Source organism: Synechococcus sp. CBW1002, from assembly GCF_015840915.1.
Lineage (GTDB): Bacteria > Cyanobacteriota > Cyanobacteriia > PCC-6307 > Cyanobiaceae > CBW1002.
Genome location: NZ_CP060398.1, coordinates 1405024 through 1419665, shown reverse-complemented (window position 1 = coordinate 1419665; position 14642 = coordinate 1405024). Strand labels below are relative to the sequence as shown.

Sequence of the window (14642 nt, the reverse complement as noted above, 5' to 3'; positions counted from 1 at the left end):
GCCCGAATGCTCAAACGGCCGCAGGCCCCGATGTCCGAGTCCTCCCAGTCGTCCCGCTATCCGGCGATCGTGATCCTCGATTTCGGCTCCCAGTATTCGGAGCTGATCGCCCGCCGGATCCGGGAGACGGAGGTGTTCTCCCTCGTGCTGGGCTATGCCACCAGCGCCGAGGAGCTGCGCGCCATGGCTCCGAAGGGCATCATCCTCAGCGGTGGCCCCAGTTCGGTCTACGAAGAGGGGGCGCCGGTGTGCGACCCCGCCATCTGGGATCTCGGCATTCCGGTGCTGGGCGTCTGCTACGGCATGCAGTTGATGGTGCAGCAGCTCGGTGGCGCCGTCGTGGCGGCTGGCCGGGCCGAATACGGCAAGGCGCCGCTGCAGGTGGACGATCCCACCGACCTGCTCACCAACGTGGACCAGGGCTCCACCATGTGGATGAGCCATGGCGATTCGGTGGAGCGCCTCCCCGCAGGCTTCGTGCGCCTGGCCCATACCGACAACACGCCGGAAGCGGCGATCGCCAATCACCAACGGCACCTGTACGGCGTGCAGTTCCATCCCGAGGTGGTGCATTCCACCTGCGGCATGGCGATGATCCGCAACTTCGTGTATCACATCTGCGGCTGCGAGCCCGACTGGACCACCGCCGCCTTCATCGACGAAGCCATCGCCGATGTCCGCGCCCAGGTGGGCGACAAGCGGGTGCTGCTGGCCCTCTCGGGCGGGGTTGATTCCTCCACCCTGGCGTTTCTGCTGCACCGGGCGATCGGTGATCAGCTCACCTGCATGTTCATCGACCAGGGCTTCATGCGCAAGGGCGAGCCTGAGTTCCTGGTGGAGTTCTTCGATCGGCAGTTCCACATCAATGTCGAATACATCAATGCCCGCAAACGCTTCATCAACAAGCTGGCCGGCATCACCGATCCGGAGCAGAAACGCAAGATCATCGGTGCTGAATTCATCCGGGTCTTCGAAGAGGAAAGCAAGCGCCTCGGCCCCTTTGACTACCTCGCCCAGGGCACTCTTTACCCCGATGTGATCGAAAGTGCCGGCACTAACGTCGACCCCAAGACCGGCGAACGGGTCGCCGTGAAGATCAAGAGCCACCACAACGTCGGTGGCCTGCCCAAGGATCTGCAGTTCAAGCTGGTGGAGCCCCTGCGTCGGCTGTTCAAGGATGAGGTGCGCAAGGTGGGTCGCAGCCTCGGCCTGCCTGAAGAGATCGTGCGCCGTCACCCCTTCCCTGGACCGGGCCTGGCGATCCGCATCCTCGGCGAGGTGACCGCCGAGAAGCTGAACATCCTCCGCGATGCGGATCTCGTCGTGCGGGAGGAAGTCAGTAACGCCGGCCTCTACCACGACATCTGGCAGGCGTTCGCGGTGCTGTTGCCGGTGCGCAGTGTCGGCGTGATGGGCGATAAGCGCACCTATGCCTTCCCGGTGGTCGTGCGCTGCGTCTCCTCGGAAGATGGCATGACCGCCGACTGGTCGCGCCTGCCCTACGACCTGCTCGAAACCATCTCCAACCGCATCGTCAACGAAGTCAAGGGAGTCAACCGGGTGGTGCTCGACATCACCAGCAAGCCCCCCGGCACGATCGAATGGGAATAGGGGTGACTGGTCGCCGCGGGGGAGCTCCGATAGCATCGGGCCCCGGCTGATTTCCCTTGACCGTCACCAGCTCCGGTGTGACCGCTGCAGGCGCCGCTGCCGAGCCGGATTCCCAGACCCAGCGGCGGCTCCAGCAGGACAGCATCCTGCTGGCCGGCAAGGTGGTCTACCTCAACCCTTTCCTGTACTGGCGCCGATTCGACGCCAACACCGACCGCTGGCTGCGGCAGCCCGGCCAGCTTCCCGAGGAGCAGATCCGGGTCAACCGCAGCCGCTTCTATCCCGAGCTCGACTGGGACCTGCTCGATCCGGCCGAGGTCAGGATCAAGGAAGGGGCGGTGGAGATGTTTCTCAAGACCATGGAGTTGATCACCACGTTCAACCCCGAGCTCGGCTCCGGCCACCTGCTCGAGGTCGAGCGCAAGATGGCCGTCACCAAGAAGCGCAGTTTCGAGCGCTGGGTCGAGAAGGCCCTGCGTCGCCGCGAGCAGGCCGAGCAGAAAGAGCGTCGCCGTTTCGATCGCGAACGCTTCTGGCGGGGCTGGAGTGAGTGGATTGTGCTGGATACCACGCGTCAGGCCTTGGTGCCCCTGATGGCCTTGCTCGTGCTGGCCGTGGGTGCAGGCTGGTGGTGGGGCAGTCAGCAGAGCTGCCGGCAGGTGGTCGTGACTCCAGGCGTGCAACGGCCCACGCCCTGAGCTGATGCCCCCATAGCGGAAGCTTGCGGGGCAGACTGTGGGATGTGCCCTCTGCCCGCACCCTCAATGGCTGCCGATCCCTTCGACGCGCTGCGGCTGACCCTGATGCAGGACGTGCTGCCGGTTGGCCTGGCCGTGGTGGAACGGGCCCGCAAGGGCGGTCCGGCTGAGGTGATGGCCGCCTTCAACGACACCAATGACCCGCTTGGCCAGCTGCGCGAAGAGGGGGAGCCGGTGGCCAGCCAGGTGCGTGAGGGTCTCGACCGCGTCCAGCCCGGCCTCGGCAATCCGGTGATGAAGGTGGAGGTGCGGGATGTGCCGACCGAGCCATCGGCGGCCACGGCGGTGGATGATGCAGCTCTGGCCCGCACCCTGGAGCGGATCTCCGGGCGATTGCGGCTGCTGGAGCAGAGGATTGACGACTCGGCCTCCTGATCGATGGCGATGGGTCCGGCTTCAGTACGCCATTCCGGCATGGGCCAGCAGCCCCTCTGGCTGCTGCTGCTCGTGCTGGCCTGCTGCAGCGCCATGGGGGCCCGGCTGGCGTGGCTGCAGCTGCTCCACGGCCCCGAATTCCGCGAGATGGCTGATGAAAACCGCATCCGCCTGATGCCCCGCAGCCCGATGCGGGGTCGGTTGCTGGATCGCCATGGCCGCGTCCTGGCCACCAACCGCCTCACCTACAACCTCTACATCCAGCCACGGGAGGTGGACGATGACCGGTGGCCGGCGCTGCGCGATCAGCTGGTGCAGGTGATGGGTGTTGGCGCCGCTGAGCTCGATGAGAATCGGCGCAGTGGCGCCAACCCGGAGGGCTACCGCATCGAGCTGGCCGGTCCGCTCACCCCCCAGCAGGTGCTGCGCTTCCGCGAACAGGCTGACCGGCTGCGCGGCGCCGAGGTGGACGTTGACGTGCTGCGCAGTTATCCCAATGGCAGCCTGGCCGCCCATGTGCTGGGTTACACCAGCGGCATCACCGGCGAGGAATACGACCGGCTGCGCAGCGAGGGATACCGCATCCGCGACCGCATCGGCCGCAGCGGTGTCGAGAAGGTGTATGAGTCGCACCTTCGCGGCGAATGGGGTGGCCAGCAGCTGGAGGTGAACGCCGCCGGTCAGGTGCAGCGCGTGCTCGGAGACAAGCCCGCCAAGGCAGGCAAGGACTTGCGCCTCACCCTGGATCTCGACCTCCAACGCGCCGCCGAACGGGCCCTGGACGGCGTGCGCAAGGGGGCGATCGTGGCGATGGATCCTCAGACCGGCGCCATCCGTGCCCTGGCCAGCCGGCCCACCTTTGATCCCAACGTGTTTTCGGATGGGCCCACCACGGCCCAGTGGAATGCGCTCAACCGTCCGGAGGCGCCACTGCTGAACCGGGCCTTCCAGGGATTTCCCCCGGCCAGCACCTTCAAGACCGTCACCACGATCGCCGGGATCGAATCGGGTAAGTACACCGCGGCCTCCAAGGTGCCCACGATGAACTCGTTCTGCTACTACGGGCAGTGTTACGCCGACCATGGCGCCTTCGGGGCGATCGGGTTTCCCTTTGCCCTGGCAGTGAGCAGTAACAGTTTTTACTACCAGGTGGGCCTCAAGGTGGGACCCGATGAGCTGTTCAAGGCGGCCCGCCGCATGGGCTTCGGCAGTCTCAGCGGCGTGGAATTGATCGAAGAAGATACCCCGGGCCTGCTGGGGGACCAGGCCTGGAAGAAGGAGGTGCTGGGCGAACCCTGGACCCCCGTGGACACGATCACCTCCGCGATTGGCCAGGGGGCGGTGACGGTGACGCCGATCCAGATGGCACGGCTCTATGCGGCGGTGGCCAATGGCGGCTGGCTGGTGACGCCCCACCTGGTGGAGCGCTCCACACCACGCACCTGGATCGGCCTGCGGCCCGACACCCTGCGGGTGCTGCGGCAGGGGCTGCGCGATGTGGTGACCAGTGGCACCGCCACGCTCCTCAATGACCCTTCCCTGCCTCCGGTGGCCGGGAAGACCGGCACCGGTGAAGATCCCCCCCGTCCTGACCATGCCTGGTTCGGTGGCTATGCCCCCGCCGACAAGCCCACCTTGGTGATCATTGCCTTTGGACAGAACAGCGGTGGTTATGGCGGAACTGTGGCGGCTCCGATGGTGAAGGCGCTGATGACCACCTGGTTCAAGGGTTCGGCTCCCCAGCCAACCGGCCGCAAGAGCTGAGTCTCACCAGAACTCCTGAAACTCAGACCACCAGCTGCAGCTGCGGATGTCCGAGCACCTGGCGGTAGTACGCCCGCAGCTGGGCAGTGGCACCGGCCCATCCCCAGCGCTCCGCCTCCTGGCGAGCGTTGCGGCGCAGCTGTTCCAGTCGGCTGGCATCGCCGAGAAGGCGTTGCACCGCGGCGGTGAGGCTGGCGGCTCCCCCGTCGGCGCCCTCCGGTTCATAGAGGCAGCCATTCTCACCGTCGGTCACGATGTCGGGAATGCCGCCGCGGTTGGCGCCCACCACCGGACAGCCGGCGGCCATGGCCTCAAGCAGCACCAGTCCCAGGGTTTCGGTGCTCGAGGGGAACAGGAAGGCATCGCCGCTGGCATAGGCAGAGGCCAGCTCTTCCCCAGCCAGGTAGCCGACGAAACTGGTGGGGGTGCCGGCAAAGATCCGCTCCAGCTGGCTGCGGTAGGGGCCATCCCCCACCAGCGCCAGGCGTGCGTCGGGCAGAGCCTCCAGCACCGGCTTGATGCGCTCGATCTGTTTCTCGGCCGAGAGGCGGCCGATGTAGAGCAGAAGCTGGCCGGTATCGCTTCGGCCATCCAGCAGCCGGAGCCGCATCGCCGGGCTGCGCAGCTCGGGACGGAACAGGTCCGTATCCACACCCCGCTGCCACAGGGCGGTGGACTGGATCCCCTTCTCGCTCAGTTCCTCCACCATGGCCGAGGAGGTGCAGAGATTGAGCCGGGCCTGGTTGTGGGCCGCCTTGAGCAGCTCCCACAGCAAGGGCTCGAGCATGCCCATGCCGTAGTGCTCGAGGTATTTGGGCAGATGGGTGTGGTAGCTCGCCACCAGGGGGATATCCCGGGTCTTGGCGAGCCAGATGCCGCCCAGCCCCAGCACGGCTGGGTTCACCACATGCACCAGATCGGGCGCAAAGCTCTCCAGGGCCTCCGACACGGCTGGCCGCGGCAGGGCCAGCTTCAGCTCCGGGTAAAGCGGCAACGGCATCGCCGGCACCCCCACCACCTGGGCTCCCCTGTAGGACTCCGGTGCTCCCTCCGGACAGAAGATCACCACCTGGTCGCCGGCCGCGACCAGGTGCTCGACGGTCTTGGTGAGGCGGGTGACAATCCCGTCCACCTTGGGCAGGAAGGTTTCGGTGAAGAAGGCGATCTTCAAGGGATCAGGCAACCGGCACGCTGTGGATGGCCTCAGCCTGCTTGTGGGTCCAGGCGGACACGCAGGGAATGCGGCTGCGATCGCAGCGATCCGCCCAGCGGCGCGCCACATCCACCACTTCCGCCAGCAGGCCGTCGTCGAGGGTGGTGGGCTTGAGGCCCAGTTCGATGAAGCAGCGGTTGTCGACGATCAGGTCGTTCTCCACCGCCTCATTGCGGGGATTGGGCAGGTAGTTGATCTCCGCCCCGGTGAGCGCTGACACTTTGCGAGCCAGCTCGCCCACCTGGTGGCTCTCGGTCATCTGGTTGAAGATCTTCACCTTCTCGCCCACCTCAGGGGGGTTCTCCAGGGCCAGCTGCACGCAGCGCACCGAGTCGCGGATGTGGATGAAGGCGCGGGTCTGGCCGCCGGTGCCGTGCACGGTGAGGGGGTAGCCGATCGCTGCCTGCATCAGGAAACGGTTCAGCACCGTGCCGTAGTCGCCGTCGTAATCGAAGCGGTTGGTGAGGCGCGGATCCTTTTCCGTGAGGGTCGTATTGGTTCCCCAGACGATGCCCTGGTGCAGATCGGTGATGCGGATCTGATCGTTTTTGTTGTAGTAGAGAAAGAGCAGCTGATCCAGCGTCTTGGTCATGTGGTACACACTGCCAGGGCTGGCAGGGTGCAGGATCTTCTCGGTGAAGCGGCTGCCATCGGGCTGGGGCACCTCCACCGTGAGGTAACCCTCGGGGATGGTGGCACCGCGGTGGGATCCATAGCCGTACACGCCCATCGTGCCCAGGTGCACGATGTGGATGTCGAGGCCGCTCTCAACGATGGCGGCCAGCAGGTTGTGGGTGCCGTTGACGTTGTTGTCGACCGTGTAGCGCTTGGTAGCGCTGCTCTTCATCGAATAAGGAGCGGCGCGCTGCTCGGCGAAGTGCACCACCGCCGCCGGCCGCTCGTCACGCAGCAGATCCAGAAGCCGGGTGTACTCGTGGGCGATATCGAGGTGGACGAACCGCATCGCCTTGCCGCCCACCTGCTGCCAGGCCTTGAGGCGGTCGCCGATCGTCGCGATCGGCGTCAGCGACTCCACCTCGAGATCGATGTCGATCTTGCGGCGGCTGAGGTTGTCGATGATCACCACATCGTGGCCGGCGTCCGCCAGGTTCACCGCACAGGGCCAACCGCAGAAGCCGTCGCCACCGAGAACGAAAACCTTCACGCCAGACTCCTGCTGAACGAGCACGTGCTCCGGATGGCAAGCTACTACAGGCATCCGGCCCGGATCCCGACTGGCCGGTCCGTGGTGACGGATCAGCTGATGCCCACCGCGACTGCGACCAGCAACAGCACCAGAACGCTGCCACCCACGATCAGGGCCATGGAGCTGCGGCTGGTGCCCTCCCCCGCTTCCATCACCTCCATCCGCGGCTCCTTGGCGAAGGCGTTGAGTCGCCCACCGTCTTCTTCCGTGACCTGCATGACGCCCTCGAGTAGGTAAGAGCACTCACCCTATGGACCGCGACGGGAGGATCTTCGCTTCCTCTATGGAACTTCACGGCTCTTGACCCCGGGGCACCTGGAGTCGATGCGAGTCGAGGCATCAGCTGCCCACCCGGCCCTGCAGTGGTGAGCTGGCCCTTGCGTCCGGCCGCACCGGCAGCCGGCCGGCGGCATGGGCAACCCGGCCAGCCTCACAGGCCATGGCCATGGCCCTCGCCATCGCCGCTGGATTCCCTGCCAGGGCGATGGCACTGTTGACCAGCAGGGCATCCGCCCCCATCTCCATGGCCTGGGCGGCTTCGCTGGGAACTCCGATGCCGGCATCCACCACCACCGGAACGCCGGAGTTCTCGATGATCAGGGCGATGTTGGCAGCGTTGCGAATGCCCTGGCCGGAACCGATCGGTGACCCGAGTGGCATCACCGTGGCGCAACCGGCCTCCTCCAGCCGCCTGGCCAGCAGAGGATCGGCATTGATGTAGGGGAGCACGGTGAAGCCCTCTCTGACCAGCTGCTCGGCGGCCTCCAGGGTGCCGATCGGGTCTGGCAGCAGATGTTTCGGGTCTGGAATCACCTCCAGCTTCACGAAATTGTTGTCTTCCTGGCCGGCCAGCTTGGCCAGTTCGCGGCCCAGACGGGCCACCCGCACCGCCTCGTCTGCGGTGGCGCAGCCGGCGGTGTTGGGCAGCATCCAGAGGCGTTGCCAGTCGATCGCCTGCATCAGCCCCTCATGGCCGGCAGCCACGCTCTGCACCCGGCGCACGGCGACGGTCACGATGTCGCAGGCGCTGGCTTCGAGGCTGGCCTGCATCACCGCCAGGCTGGGATATTTGCCGGTGCCGGTCATCAGGCGGCTGCGGAACGTGCGCCCGCCGATCACCAGGGCATCGGCCGGAGGGTTACTGGGCTCAGGCTGGGACACGGCCGGATCAAACAGGCGAGCTGGTCCATCGACCGTATCGCGAGGGGGTTCCCGCCTATGAGTTTGCTGAAAAACCCGGCCATCTCTGCGAGAATGGGCCAGCTGTCCAGCCCAGATGCGAGGTCAACGGGAGCGCAGCGGCTCCCTGTTCTCCTACGTGTCGATTGAGGATCGGATCCCGGCCGGCCATCCGCTGCGGCGGATCCGCAAGCTGGCCGATCAGGCCCTCGATCGCCTCAATCCCACCTTCTGTGATCTGTACGCCGCAGAAGGCCGGCCATCAGTGCCGCCGGAGCAACTGCTGCTGGCCTCGTTGCTGCAGGCGTTCTACGGCATCCGCTCGGAGCGGTTGCTGCTCGAGCAGCTCCACTACAACCTGCTGTTCCGCTGGTTTGTGGGGCTGAGCCCAGATGATCCGATCTGGCATCCCACCACATTCACAAAAAACCGGGAGCGGCTGCTGAACGAGCAGGTGATGGGGAAGTTCCTGGAGAAGCTGATGGGTGCTCCGGAGGTCAAGCCGCTGCTCAGTGACGAGCACTTCTCCGTCGATGGCACCTTGCTGCAGGCCTGGGCCTCCCATGCCTCACTGGAGCGGATCGATGGGCAGGACGATCCGCCGCCACCGCCGTCAGGCCCTGGCGAGGGTTTTGGCGCTCCAAAGCCCGGCAAGAAGCGAGCGAAAGGGGATTTCCGAGGCATCAAGCTCAGCAACAAGACCCACCGCTCCGGCAGTGATCCCGACGCCTTGCTGGCCCGGAAATCCAACGCCCACCCGGCTCAACCGAGCTACCGGGGTCATGTGCTCATGGACAACCGCCATGCCCTGATCGTCGATTGCAAGGTCACGCAAGCCACGGGCACCGGGGAGCGGGATGCCGCCAAAGCCATGGCCGCGGATCGTCCCGGTGCCCACCAGAAAACCATCGGTGCCGACAAGCACTACGACACCAGGGGCTTTGTCGCCGAGATGCGCCGCATCGGCGTGACGCCGCACGTGGTGCAGAACACCGCCCGATCTGGTGGTTCCGCCATCGATGGCCGCACCACCCGCCACGTGGGCTACGCCAAGTCGATCCATGCCCGCCGCGGCATCGAGAAGGTGTTTGGCTGGATCAAACAGTGGGGAGGTCTGCGCCAGTTCAAGCTGCGCGGCACCGAGAAGGTGAGTGCGGTGTTCGGCCTGAATGTGATCGCCTACAACCTGATCCGCCTGGGCAACCTGCTCAAACCGGCGATGGCGGCGGCGTGAACAGGTGGTTGCCCAGAAGTGTGCCCAGACGGCAGTGATCAGGGAGCCCCAAAGGGGCAAAACACACCAAAAGGGGAGCTCTGAGCCGCTGAAACTCTGAAAACCAGACCGAAATGAGCTGCACCAGCTCTCAGGAGGGAAAAACGCTGCTTCTCAGGCGGTTTTTCCGCAAACTCCTATAGCCTTGGACCTCACGATCCACTCCATTCCATGCCGCTCGCCCTGCTGCTGGCCGCCATGCCTCTCACGGCGACGCCGGCCCCGCCCCGGAACGACTTCGTTCCCTTCACCACGCCCGCGCCCTATGGGTCCTCCCCGGTCCTGGGTGTGTTTGAGCCGGTGGAGACCTTTGATCCGATCGCCCGGGCCCTGGTGATGGCCCAGCAGATGCCGCGGGACTGGGTCGGGAGCTACCAGCCCTTCGGCGGTGCTCCGGTTTCCGTGGATCTGCGCCTGGCCTCCACCACCGCCATCGGCCAGATGGTCGACCTGCGTGGCCAGATCACCGTGGGCTCCGTCACCTGGCCTGTGCAGGGGAATCTCAATGCCAAGTCTGATCAGATTGATCTGTTGCTGCTCTGCAGCAAATGCGACGTTGCCGGCCTGGAGGCCGGTGGCGAGTTCCAGGGGCTGCAGGGTCTTCAGCTGAGTGGATGGAACGCCCCCCGCCTCACCGGCATGGGAGGTCGCTTAGAGCTGCAGCCTGCCGTGAACAACGTTTCCATGCCTGCAGCCCCTGCCGCCGTAAGGACGCCGATCCGCGGACTCTGGTGACTGACTGAAGTCGAGAGCGCAGGCCCAGGCTGCCCTGCTGATGGGGTGGCCGTGGCCTCGTCGACCCCTGGGCGAGCACTTCGGTGACTGGACTCTGTGGGCAGCGCCTGGATTCTGTGGCCGCAGACAGATGAGCAGTCCCGACGGCTGCACTGAGGGAGTGACAGCTTCAGGTTTCTGGATTGGGAACGCTGGTCTTGAGAGCTGATTGACTGCGCTCCAGTCGCTTCAACCGGCGCAGGGCCGTCTTGTTGGAGGGATCGAGAGTGAGGGCCTGCTTGTAGGCCTCGCAGGCTTCCTCGAGTTTCTGCTGCTTCTCGAGGGCGAAAGCGACATTGTTGAGTGCCACCGGATAATCCGGCTTGGCACGCAGAGCAGATTCGTAATGACGAATCGCGGATTTGTACTGTCCCTGAGCAGCCAGGCCGAAGCCGATCGCGTTGGCAATCAGAGCCCTGGCCTCACCAGGGGATTGTTCGCCATCCACCTGTTTGAGGGCCCGCTTCAGGGTGTCAACCGCCTGGCCATAGAGCCGTTTGCGCAGCTGCACGGAGCCAAGCTCGTACAGATTGGCAGCATCCTGTTCGACTCCCGCACCCTCAAGCCGGGCCAGGGTTGACTCATCCCGCCGGACCCGCAGGATCTGGCGGGTCACCACGACAGCGGCACCTCCGAGCAGCACCACCAGACCGAGCAGGTAAGCCTGAGGCAGAAGAAGATCCATCGGGCCGACCGCCGCCGTCAGGCCTTGACGGCGCTGGCGACGCTGGAGAAGCTGCTGGGATCGACCACAGCAAGCTGGGCCAGCATCTTGCGGTTGAGACGCACGTCTGCCTTCTTGAGACCACCCATCAAGCGGCTGTAGCTGAGGCCGTTGATGCGGGCGGCGGCGTTGATGCGGGCGATCCAGAGACGACGGAAATCGCGCTTGCGGCGACGGCGATCCCGATAGGCGTTACAGAGAGCCTTCATCACCCGCTGGTTGGCGGTGCGGAACAACGAGCCGTTACCGCCGCGGAAACCCCGGGCCAGGCGAAGAATCTTATTGCGACGTTTGCGGGCTACGTTGCCCCTCTTGACGCGGGCCATGGGGAGGAATCGGGTTGAAAAGGATCAGGAATCAGGCGAGCCGGACGCTGCTGGCTCAGGCGTAAGGCATCATGCGGGCCACGTTTTCGGCGTCGCGCTCATCCACCACGGCCATCGTGCCGAGATAGCGCTTCCGCTTCGGGCTCTTGTGATCGAGCAGGTGGTTGTGGAAGGCGCGCCGGCGCATGAATTTGCCGCTGCCGGTGACCTTGAACCGCTTGGCGGCAGCTTTGCGGGTCTTGAGCTTCGGCATGTCTCGCGGCGCGGACGCAAACAAGCAAAGTACGACGCGAACCTCCCATTCGCCAAGCAACCCAACTCATCCATGGCTGCAGCCCCCCGTCTCCTTGCCTCTTCTTCACCGCCGTTGCGGGGTCTCGCGGTCAGTGCACTGGTGCCCCTCATGCTGGCTGGAGGGGGCTGCCGGGCCTCGCTTCCCACCGATCACGCCTCATCCGCATCAACCCCGGCAGCAGGTCCCACCATGGCGGTCCCGGCGGCTCCACCCCCGCCGGGGACTGTGGCCATGGAGTCGGAACTGCACTGGCCCGTGCCACCGCCGCCAAACCCCGATCCACGGGATCCGCGTCTCTGGGTGGCCCTGGCCGCCCGGCTCGCCCCCGCAAGCCAGGCTGCTGGCCCGGTGCCACCGCCGCTGCGGCTGCGCAGCGCCCGCGGTGGCCTCATCCTCACCGATGCGGCCGGCCACAGAGTCCAGGGGGCCGATCTGCTGGTGCACTGGCGCTGGCAGCCCCTGGCCCAGCCCCGGATCTGGCGGCGCCAGGTGCTCGGGCCGTTCGCCAGTTTCGAGAGTGCCGAGCAGGCTGCTGACCAGTGGCGCCAGCTTGGTGTGGCAGCCGTGATCGCGCACCCGGGCGACTGGGAGGTGTGGGCACCCGCCTCCGCCCTGCCACCCCTGGGGTTGCATCCCCGGCTGCAGGAACGCCGGCTGCCGGGTCGCTGGGTACCGGAGCTGCGGCCGGCCGACGGTGCACGGCCACTTCAGGAGCCGATCCGGATCGAGGCCCCTGGTGGGCTGCGCTGGCAGAACGGCGTGTACGGCGGTCCCTTCCGCCTGCAACCCGATGCCTACGGCAGCTGGTCACTGCTGGAGGAGGCGCCGCTCGAGCGTTATCTCGAGGGCGTGGTGCCCCATGAAATCGGAGCCGGTTCGCCGGCAGCAGCCCTGGCGGCCCAGGCCGTGCTGGCGCGCACCTGGGCGCTGCGCAACCAGCATCGCTATGGGGTGGATGGCTATCACCTCTGTGCTGACACCCAGTGCCAGGTCTACAGCGATCCACGCCAGGCCGGCGCGGCGGTTCGCCAGGCGATCGCCAGCACCCGCCACCAGGTGCTCAGTTACGCCGGCCGGCCGATTCATGCCGTCTATCACGCCACCAACGGTGGGGTAGCGGCAGGCTTCGAGGAAGGGTGGAGTGGAGAGCCTCTCCCGTATCTGCAGTCTTTCGTGGATGGACCAGCCGCGTTGCAGGCCTCACTGCCGCTGCCTCTTCAGCAGGAGGGCCTTGCCCTGCTGCTGCGCCAGGGAGGGGCCGCCTATGGAGCCAGCCATCCCGTCTTCCGCTGGCAGCGCCAGCTGACCGCCGCCCAGATCAGTGCGGCTCTGCGCGGAGTGGCCCCAAGGCTCGGTGAGCCGCGCAGTGTGCGGGTGCTGGAGCGGGGCCCCAGTGGCCGGGTGCTGGCCCTGGAGATTGTCGGCAGTGGCGACTCCACAGTGCTGCGGCTCGATGCGATCCGCCGCAACCTGCGCACATTGCCCAGCACCCTGTTCGAGGTGCGGCCCGTGGCGGCGGGCCAGTGGCGTGTCGTGGGGGGCGGCTTCGGCCATGGCGCCGGCCTGTCCCAGGCCGGCGCCATTGATCTGGCGCGCCGTGGCTGGGGCCTGCAGCGGATCCTGCAGCATTACTACCCGGGCACGGCACTGGTGCCGCTGACGGGTCTTCAGTCCGAGGCTCCGCCTGTGATTCCGGAGCGTCACCCTTAAAGTCTGGCCACTCACGGGGTGTCCATGGCTGCCGGCGACAGCGCCACTGCCAGCGACAGTGCCAATGCCGGCGTTGGCATTGCCAGCACTGGCAGAGATCGCCGCGCCAAATCGGCACTGTTCCTGCTGGGCTGCACCTGGGCCGGGCTCGCACCCCACTGGCTGGCAGCTGAGCGCAGCCTTCTGCCTGCGCTCAGCCTGGCGGTGCTGCTGGGCGGTTACAGCCTGCGCACGGTGCTGCTCCAGGCTCTGCGTCAGGCTCGCCGCAGTGTGGACGCGTCTGCGGGGGACTTGCCAGCCATCGATCTGCCGGCAGTGGATCTTGTGGTGGCCGCCCGCGACGAGCAGGCCGTCATCGGTCGTCTGGTGGATCGGATCCGGCAGCTGCGCTATCCGGAGGGCCAGTTGCGGCTCTGGGTGATCGACGACGGCAGCGACGATGCCACTCCCGAGCTGCTACGGGAGCTGGAGCAGACCACGCCGCTGTTGCGGGTGCTGCGGCGCCCCCGCGATGCGGGTGGGGGCAAATCGGGCGCCCTCAACGAGGTGATGACCCAGCTGCGGGGCCGCTGGATGCTGGTGCTCGATGCCGATGCCGGCCTGCAGCCTGACCTGCTCGAGAGGGTCATTCCCGCCGCCGAGGCCGGTGGCTGGTCGGCGGTGCAGCTGCGCAAGGCGGTGGTGAATGGCCCTGTCAACCTGCTCACCCGCGCCCAGGCCATGGAGATGGCACTCGATGCGGTGATCCAGGAGGGGCGCCTGTCGGTGGGCGGTGTGCCCGAGCTGCGCGGCAACGGCCAGCTGTTGCTGCGCGAAGCCGTGCAGGCCTGCGGCGGCTTCAACGAGGCCACGGTGACCGACGACCTCGATCTCAGCTTCCGCTTGCTGCTGGCCAACCAGCCGATCGGCGTGTTCTGGGATCCGCCGGTGGAGGAGGAGGCGGTGCTCAGCCTCGCCGCCCTCTGGCGCCAGCGGCAGCGGTGGGCGGAAGGGGGCCTGCAACGCTTCTTCGACTACGGCCAGGGCCTGGTGTTCGGGCCGCTCCGTTTCAGCCAGAAACTTGATCTGACCTGCTTCTTCCTCCTGCAGTACATGCTGCCGGTGGTCTCGATCGCGGATCTGGCCGGCGCTCTGATCACCCGCACCCTGCCCACGATCTGGCCGCTCTCGATCGTGGCCCTCGGTCTCTCCGGCCTGGCGATCGTGAGCGGCTGCCGGCGTCCCAGCGAGGGGCCTGCCCTGCCGGCCATGGGTCCGCTGGCCATGGGTCTGGGCATCCTCTATCTAGTGCACTGGTTCGTGGTGATCCCCTGGGTGACCCTGCGTATGGCTGTGCTGCCGAAGCGCCTGGTCTGGGTCAAGACCCTGCACCTCGGCGATGACGCCAGTGTCGAAGAGGCCGTCAGCAGTTAGAGCACCTCCAGCGCGGCCTT

Annotated in this window: 15 protein-coding genes; 8 read left to right on the top strand and 7 right to left on the bottom strand. The window is 66.4% G+C overall.

Annotated features, from left to right (window positions below; genetic code table 11):
* The first annotated feature begins 30 nt into the window (after positions 1–30).
* The 4 genes from guaA (at position 31) to mrdA (ending at position 4508) form a co-directional block, all read left to right on the top strand.
* Positions 31–1611 carry a glutamine-hydrolyzing GMP synthase gene (gene guaA, locus H8F24_RS06725; RefSeq protein WP_197171523.1) on the top strand — a complete coding sequence of 527 codons (1581 nt, stop codon included), beginning with the start codon at positions 31–33 and terminating at the stop codon, positions 1609–1611.
* A gap of 56 nt (positions 1612–1667) precedes the next feature.
* Positions 1668–2309, top strand: a complete 642-nt coding sequence (locus tag H8F24_RS06720; protein WP_370594668.1) for a hypothetical protein — start codon at positions 1668–1670, stop codon at positions 2307–2309.
* 66 nt (positions 2310–2375) lie between these two features.
* A complete protein-coding gene (locus tag H8F24_RS06715) occupies positions 2376–2744 on the top strand; it encodes a hypothetical protein (RefSeq protein ID WP_197157481.1) in 369 nt (122 codons plus the stop codon).
* A 3-nt stretch (positions 2745–2747) separates the two neighbouring features.
* Positions 2748–4508 (top strand): penicillin-binding protein 2, encoded by a 1761-nt coding sequence (mrdA, locus tag H8F24_RS06710; RefSeq protein ID WP_197157483.1) that lies wholly within the window; start codon positions 2748–2750, stop codon positions 4506–4508.
* Between the two features lie 22 nt (positions 4509–4530).
* On the opposite strand, the gene H8F24_RS06705 is transcribed toward mrdA, so the two are convergent.
* From H8F24_RS06705 to H8F24_RS06690, 4 genes are all read right to left on the bottom strand, one after another.
* Positions 4531–5679: a glycosyltransferase family 1 protein gene (locus tag H8F24_RS06705; protein WP_197172079.1), complete on the bottom strand. Its 1149-nt coding sequence runs from the start codon at positions 5677–5679 to the stop codon at positions 4531–4533.
* 4 nt (positions 5680–5683) lie between these two features.
* Positions 5684–6886, bottom strand: a complete 1203-nt coding sequence (locus H8F24_RS06700) for an NAD-dependent epimerase/dehydratase family protein (RefSeq protein ID WP_197171521.1) — start codon at positions 6884–6886, stop codon at positions 5684–5686.
* 92 nt (positions 6887–6978) lie between these two features.
* Positions 6979–7146 (bottom strand): photosystem II assembly protein Psb34, encoded by a 168-nt coding sequence (psb34, locus tag H8F24_RS06695; RefSeq protein WP_197157487.1) that lies wholly within the window; start codon positions 7144–7146, stop codon positions 6979–6981.
* Positions 7147–7267: 121 nt separating this feature from the next.
* Positions 7268–8014 carry a thiazole synthase gene (locus H8F24_RS06690; protein ID WP_231598244.1) on the bottom strand — a complete coding sequence of 249 codons (747 nt, stop codon included), beginning with the start codon at positions 8012–8014 and terminating at the stop codon, positions 7268–7270.
* A 190-nt stretch (positions 8015–8204) separates the two neighbouring features.
* On the opposite strand from H8F24_RS06690, the gene H8F24_RS06685 reads away from it, so the two are divergent.
* Both H8F24_RS06685 and H8F24_RS06680 read left to right on the top strand, forming a co-directional pair.
* Positions 8205–9341 (top strand): IS5 family transposase, encoded by a 1137-nt coding sequence (locus H8F24_RS06685; RefSeq protein WP_197169629.1) that lies wholly within the window; start codon positions 8205–8207, stop codon positions 9339–9341.
* Between the two features lie 210 nt (positions 9342–9551).
* A complete protein-coding gene (locus H8F24_RS06680) occupies positions 9552–10115 on the top strand; it encodes a hypothetical protein (protein WP_197157488.1) in 564 nt (187 codons plus the stop codon).
* A 169-nt stretch (positions 10116–10284) separates the two neighbouring features.
* On the opposite strand, the gene H8F24_RS06675 is transcribed toward H8F24_RS06680, so the two are convergent.
* From H8F24_RS06675 to rpmI, 3 genes are read right to left on the bottom strand one after another with little or no spacing between them, the layout of a single operon-like run.
* On the bottom strand, positions 10285–10839 hold the full coding sequence (locus H8F24_RS06675) for a tetratricopeptide repeat protein (protein WP_197157490.1): 555 nt from the start codon (positions 10837–10839) through the stop codon (positions 10285–10287).
* A 17-nt stretch (positions 10840–10856) separates the two neighbouring features.
* Positions 10857–11204, bottom strand: coding sequence for a 50S ribosomal protein L20 (gene rplT / locus H8F24_RS06670; protein ID WP_197157492.1), 348 nt, complete (start codon positions 11202–11204; stop codon positions 10857–10859).
* Positions 11205–11259: 55 nt separating this feature from the next.
* Entirely contained in the window at positions 11260–11457 is a 198-nt protein-coding gene (rpmI, locus tag H8F24_RS06665; RefSeq protein ID WP_197157494.1) for a 50S ribosomal protein L35, read from the bottom strand.
* 273 nt (positions 11458–11730) lie between these two features.
* Here rpmI and H8F24_RS06660 point away from each other — a divergent pair, with 273 nt between their 5' ends.
* Positions 11731–13209, top strand: a complete 1479-nt coding sequence (locus H8F24_RS06660) for a SpoIID/LytB domain-containing protein (protein ID WP_231598156.1) — start codon at positions 11731–11733, stop codon at positions 13207–13209.
* Positions 13210–13233: 24 nt separating this feature from the next.
* Positions 13234–14622: a glycosyltransferase family 2 protein gene (locus tag H8F24_RS06655; protein ID WP_197157498.1), complete on the top strand. Its 1389-nt coding sequence runs from the start codon at positions 13234–13236 to the stop codon at positions 14620–14622.
* Positions 14623–14642: the final 20 nt, after the last annotated feature.

Bases quoted from the DNA above. Each gene is read 5' to 3' on its own strand.
- guaA (WP_197171523.1), top strand. From the start codon at position 31: ATGTCCGAGTCCTCCCAGTCGTCCCGCTATCCGGCGATCGTGATCCTC.
- H8F24_RS06715 (WP_197157481.1), top strand. From the start codon at position 2,376: ATGGCTGCCGATCCCTTCGACGCGCTGCGGCTGACCCTGATGCAGGAC.
- mrdA (WP_197157483.1), top strand. From the start codon at position 2,748: ATGGCGATGGGTCCGGCTTCAGTACGCCATTCCGGCATGGGCCAGCAG.
- psb34 (WP_197157487.1), bottom strand. From the start codon at position 7,146: ATGCAGGTCACGGAAGAAGACGGTGGGCGACTCAACGCCTTCGCCAAG.
- H8F24_RS06690 (WP_231598244.1), bottom strand. From the start codon at position 8,014: ATGACCGGCACCGGCAAATATCCCAGCCTGGCGGTGATGCAGGCCAGC.
- H8F24_RS06685 (WP_197169629.1), top strand. From the start codon at position 8,205: ATGCGAGGTCAACGGGAGCGCAGCGGCTCCCTGTTCTCCTACGTGTCG.
- H8F24_RS06680 (WP_197157488.1), top strand. From the start codon at position 9,552: ATGCCGCTCGCCCTGCTGCTGGCCGCCATGCCTCTCACGGCGACGCCG.
- H8F24_RS06675 (WP_197157490.1), bottom strand. From the start codon at position 10,839: ATGGATCTTCTTCTGCCTCAGGCTTACCTGCTCGGTCTGGTGGTGCTG.
- rplT (WP_197157492.1), bottom strand. From the start codon at position 11,204: ATGGCCCGCGTCAAGAGGGGCAACGTAGCCCGCAAACGTCGCAATAAG.
- rpmI (WP_197157494.1), bottom strand. From the start codon at position 11,457: ATGCCGAAGCTCAAGACCCGCAAAGCTGCCGCCAAGCGGTTCAAGGTC.
- H8F24_RS06660 (WP_231598156.1), top strand. From the start codon at position 11,731: ATGGAGTCGGAACTGCACTGGCCCGTGCCACCGCCGCCAAACCCCGAT.
- H8F24_RS06655 (WP_197157498.1), top strand. From the start codon at position 13,234: ATGGCTGCCGGCGACAGCGCCACTGCCAGCGACAGTGCCAATGCCGGC.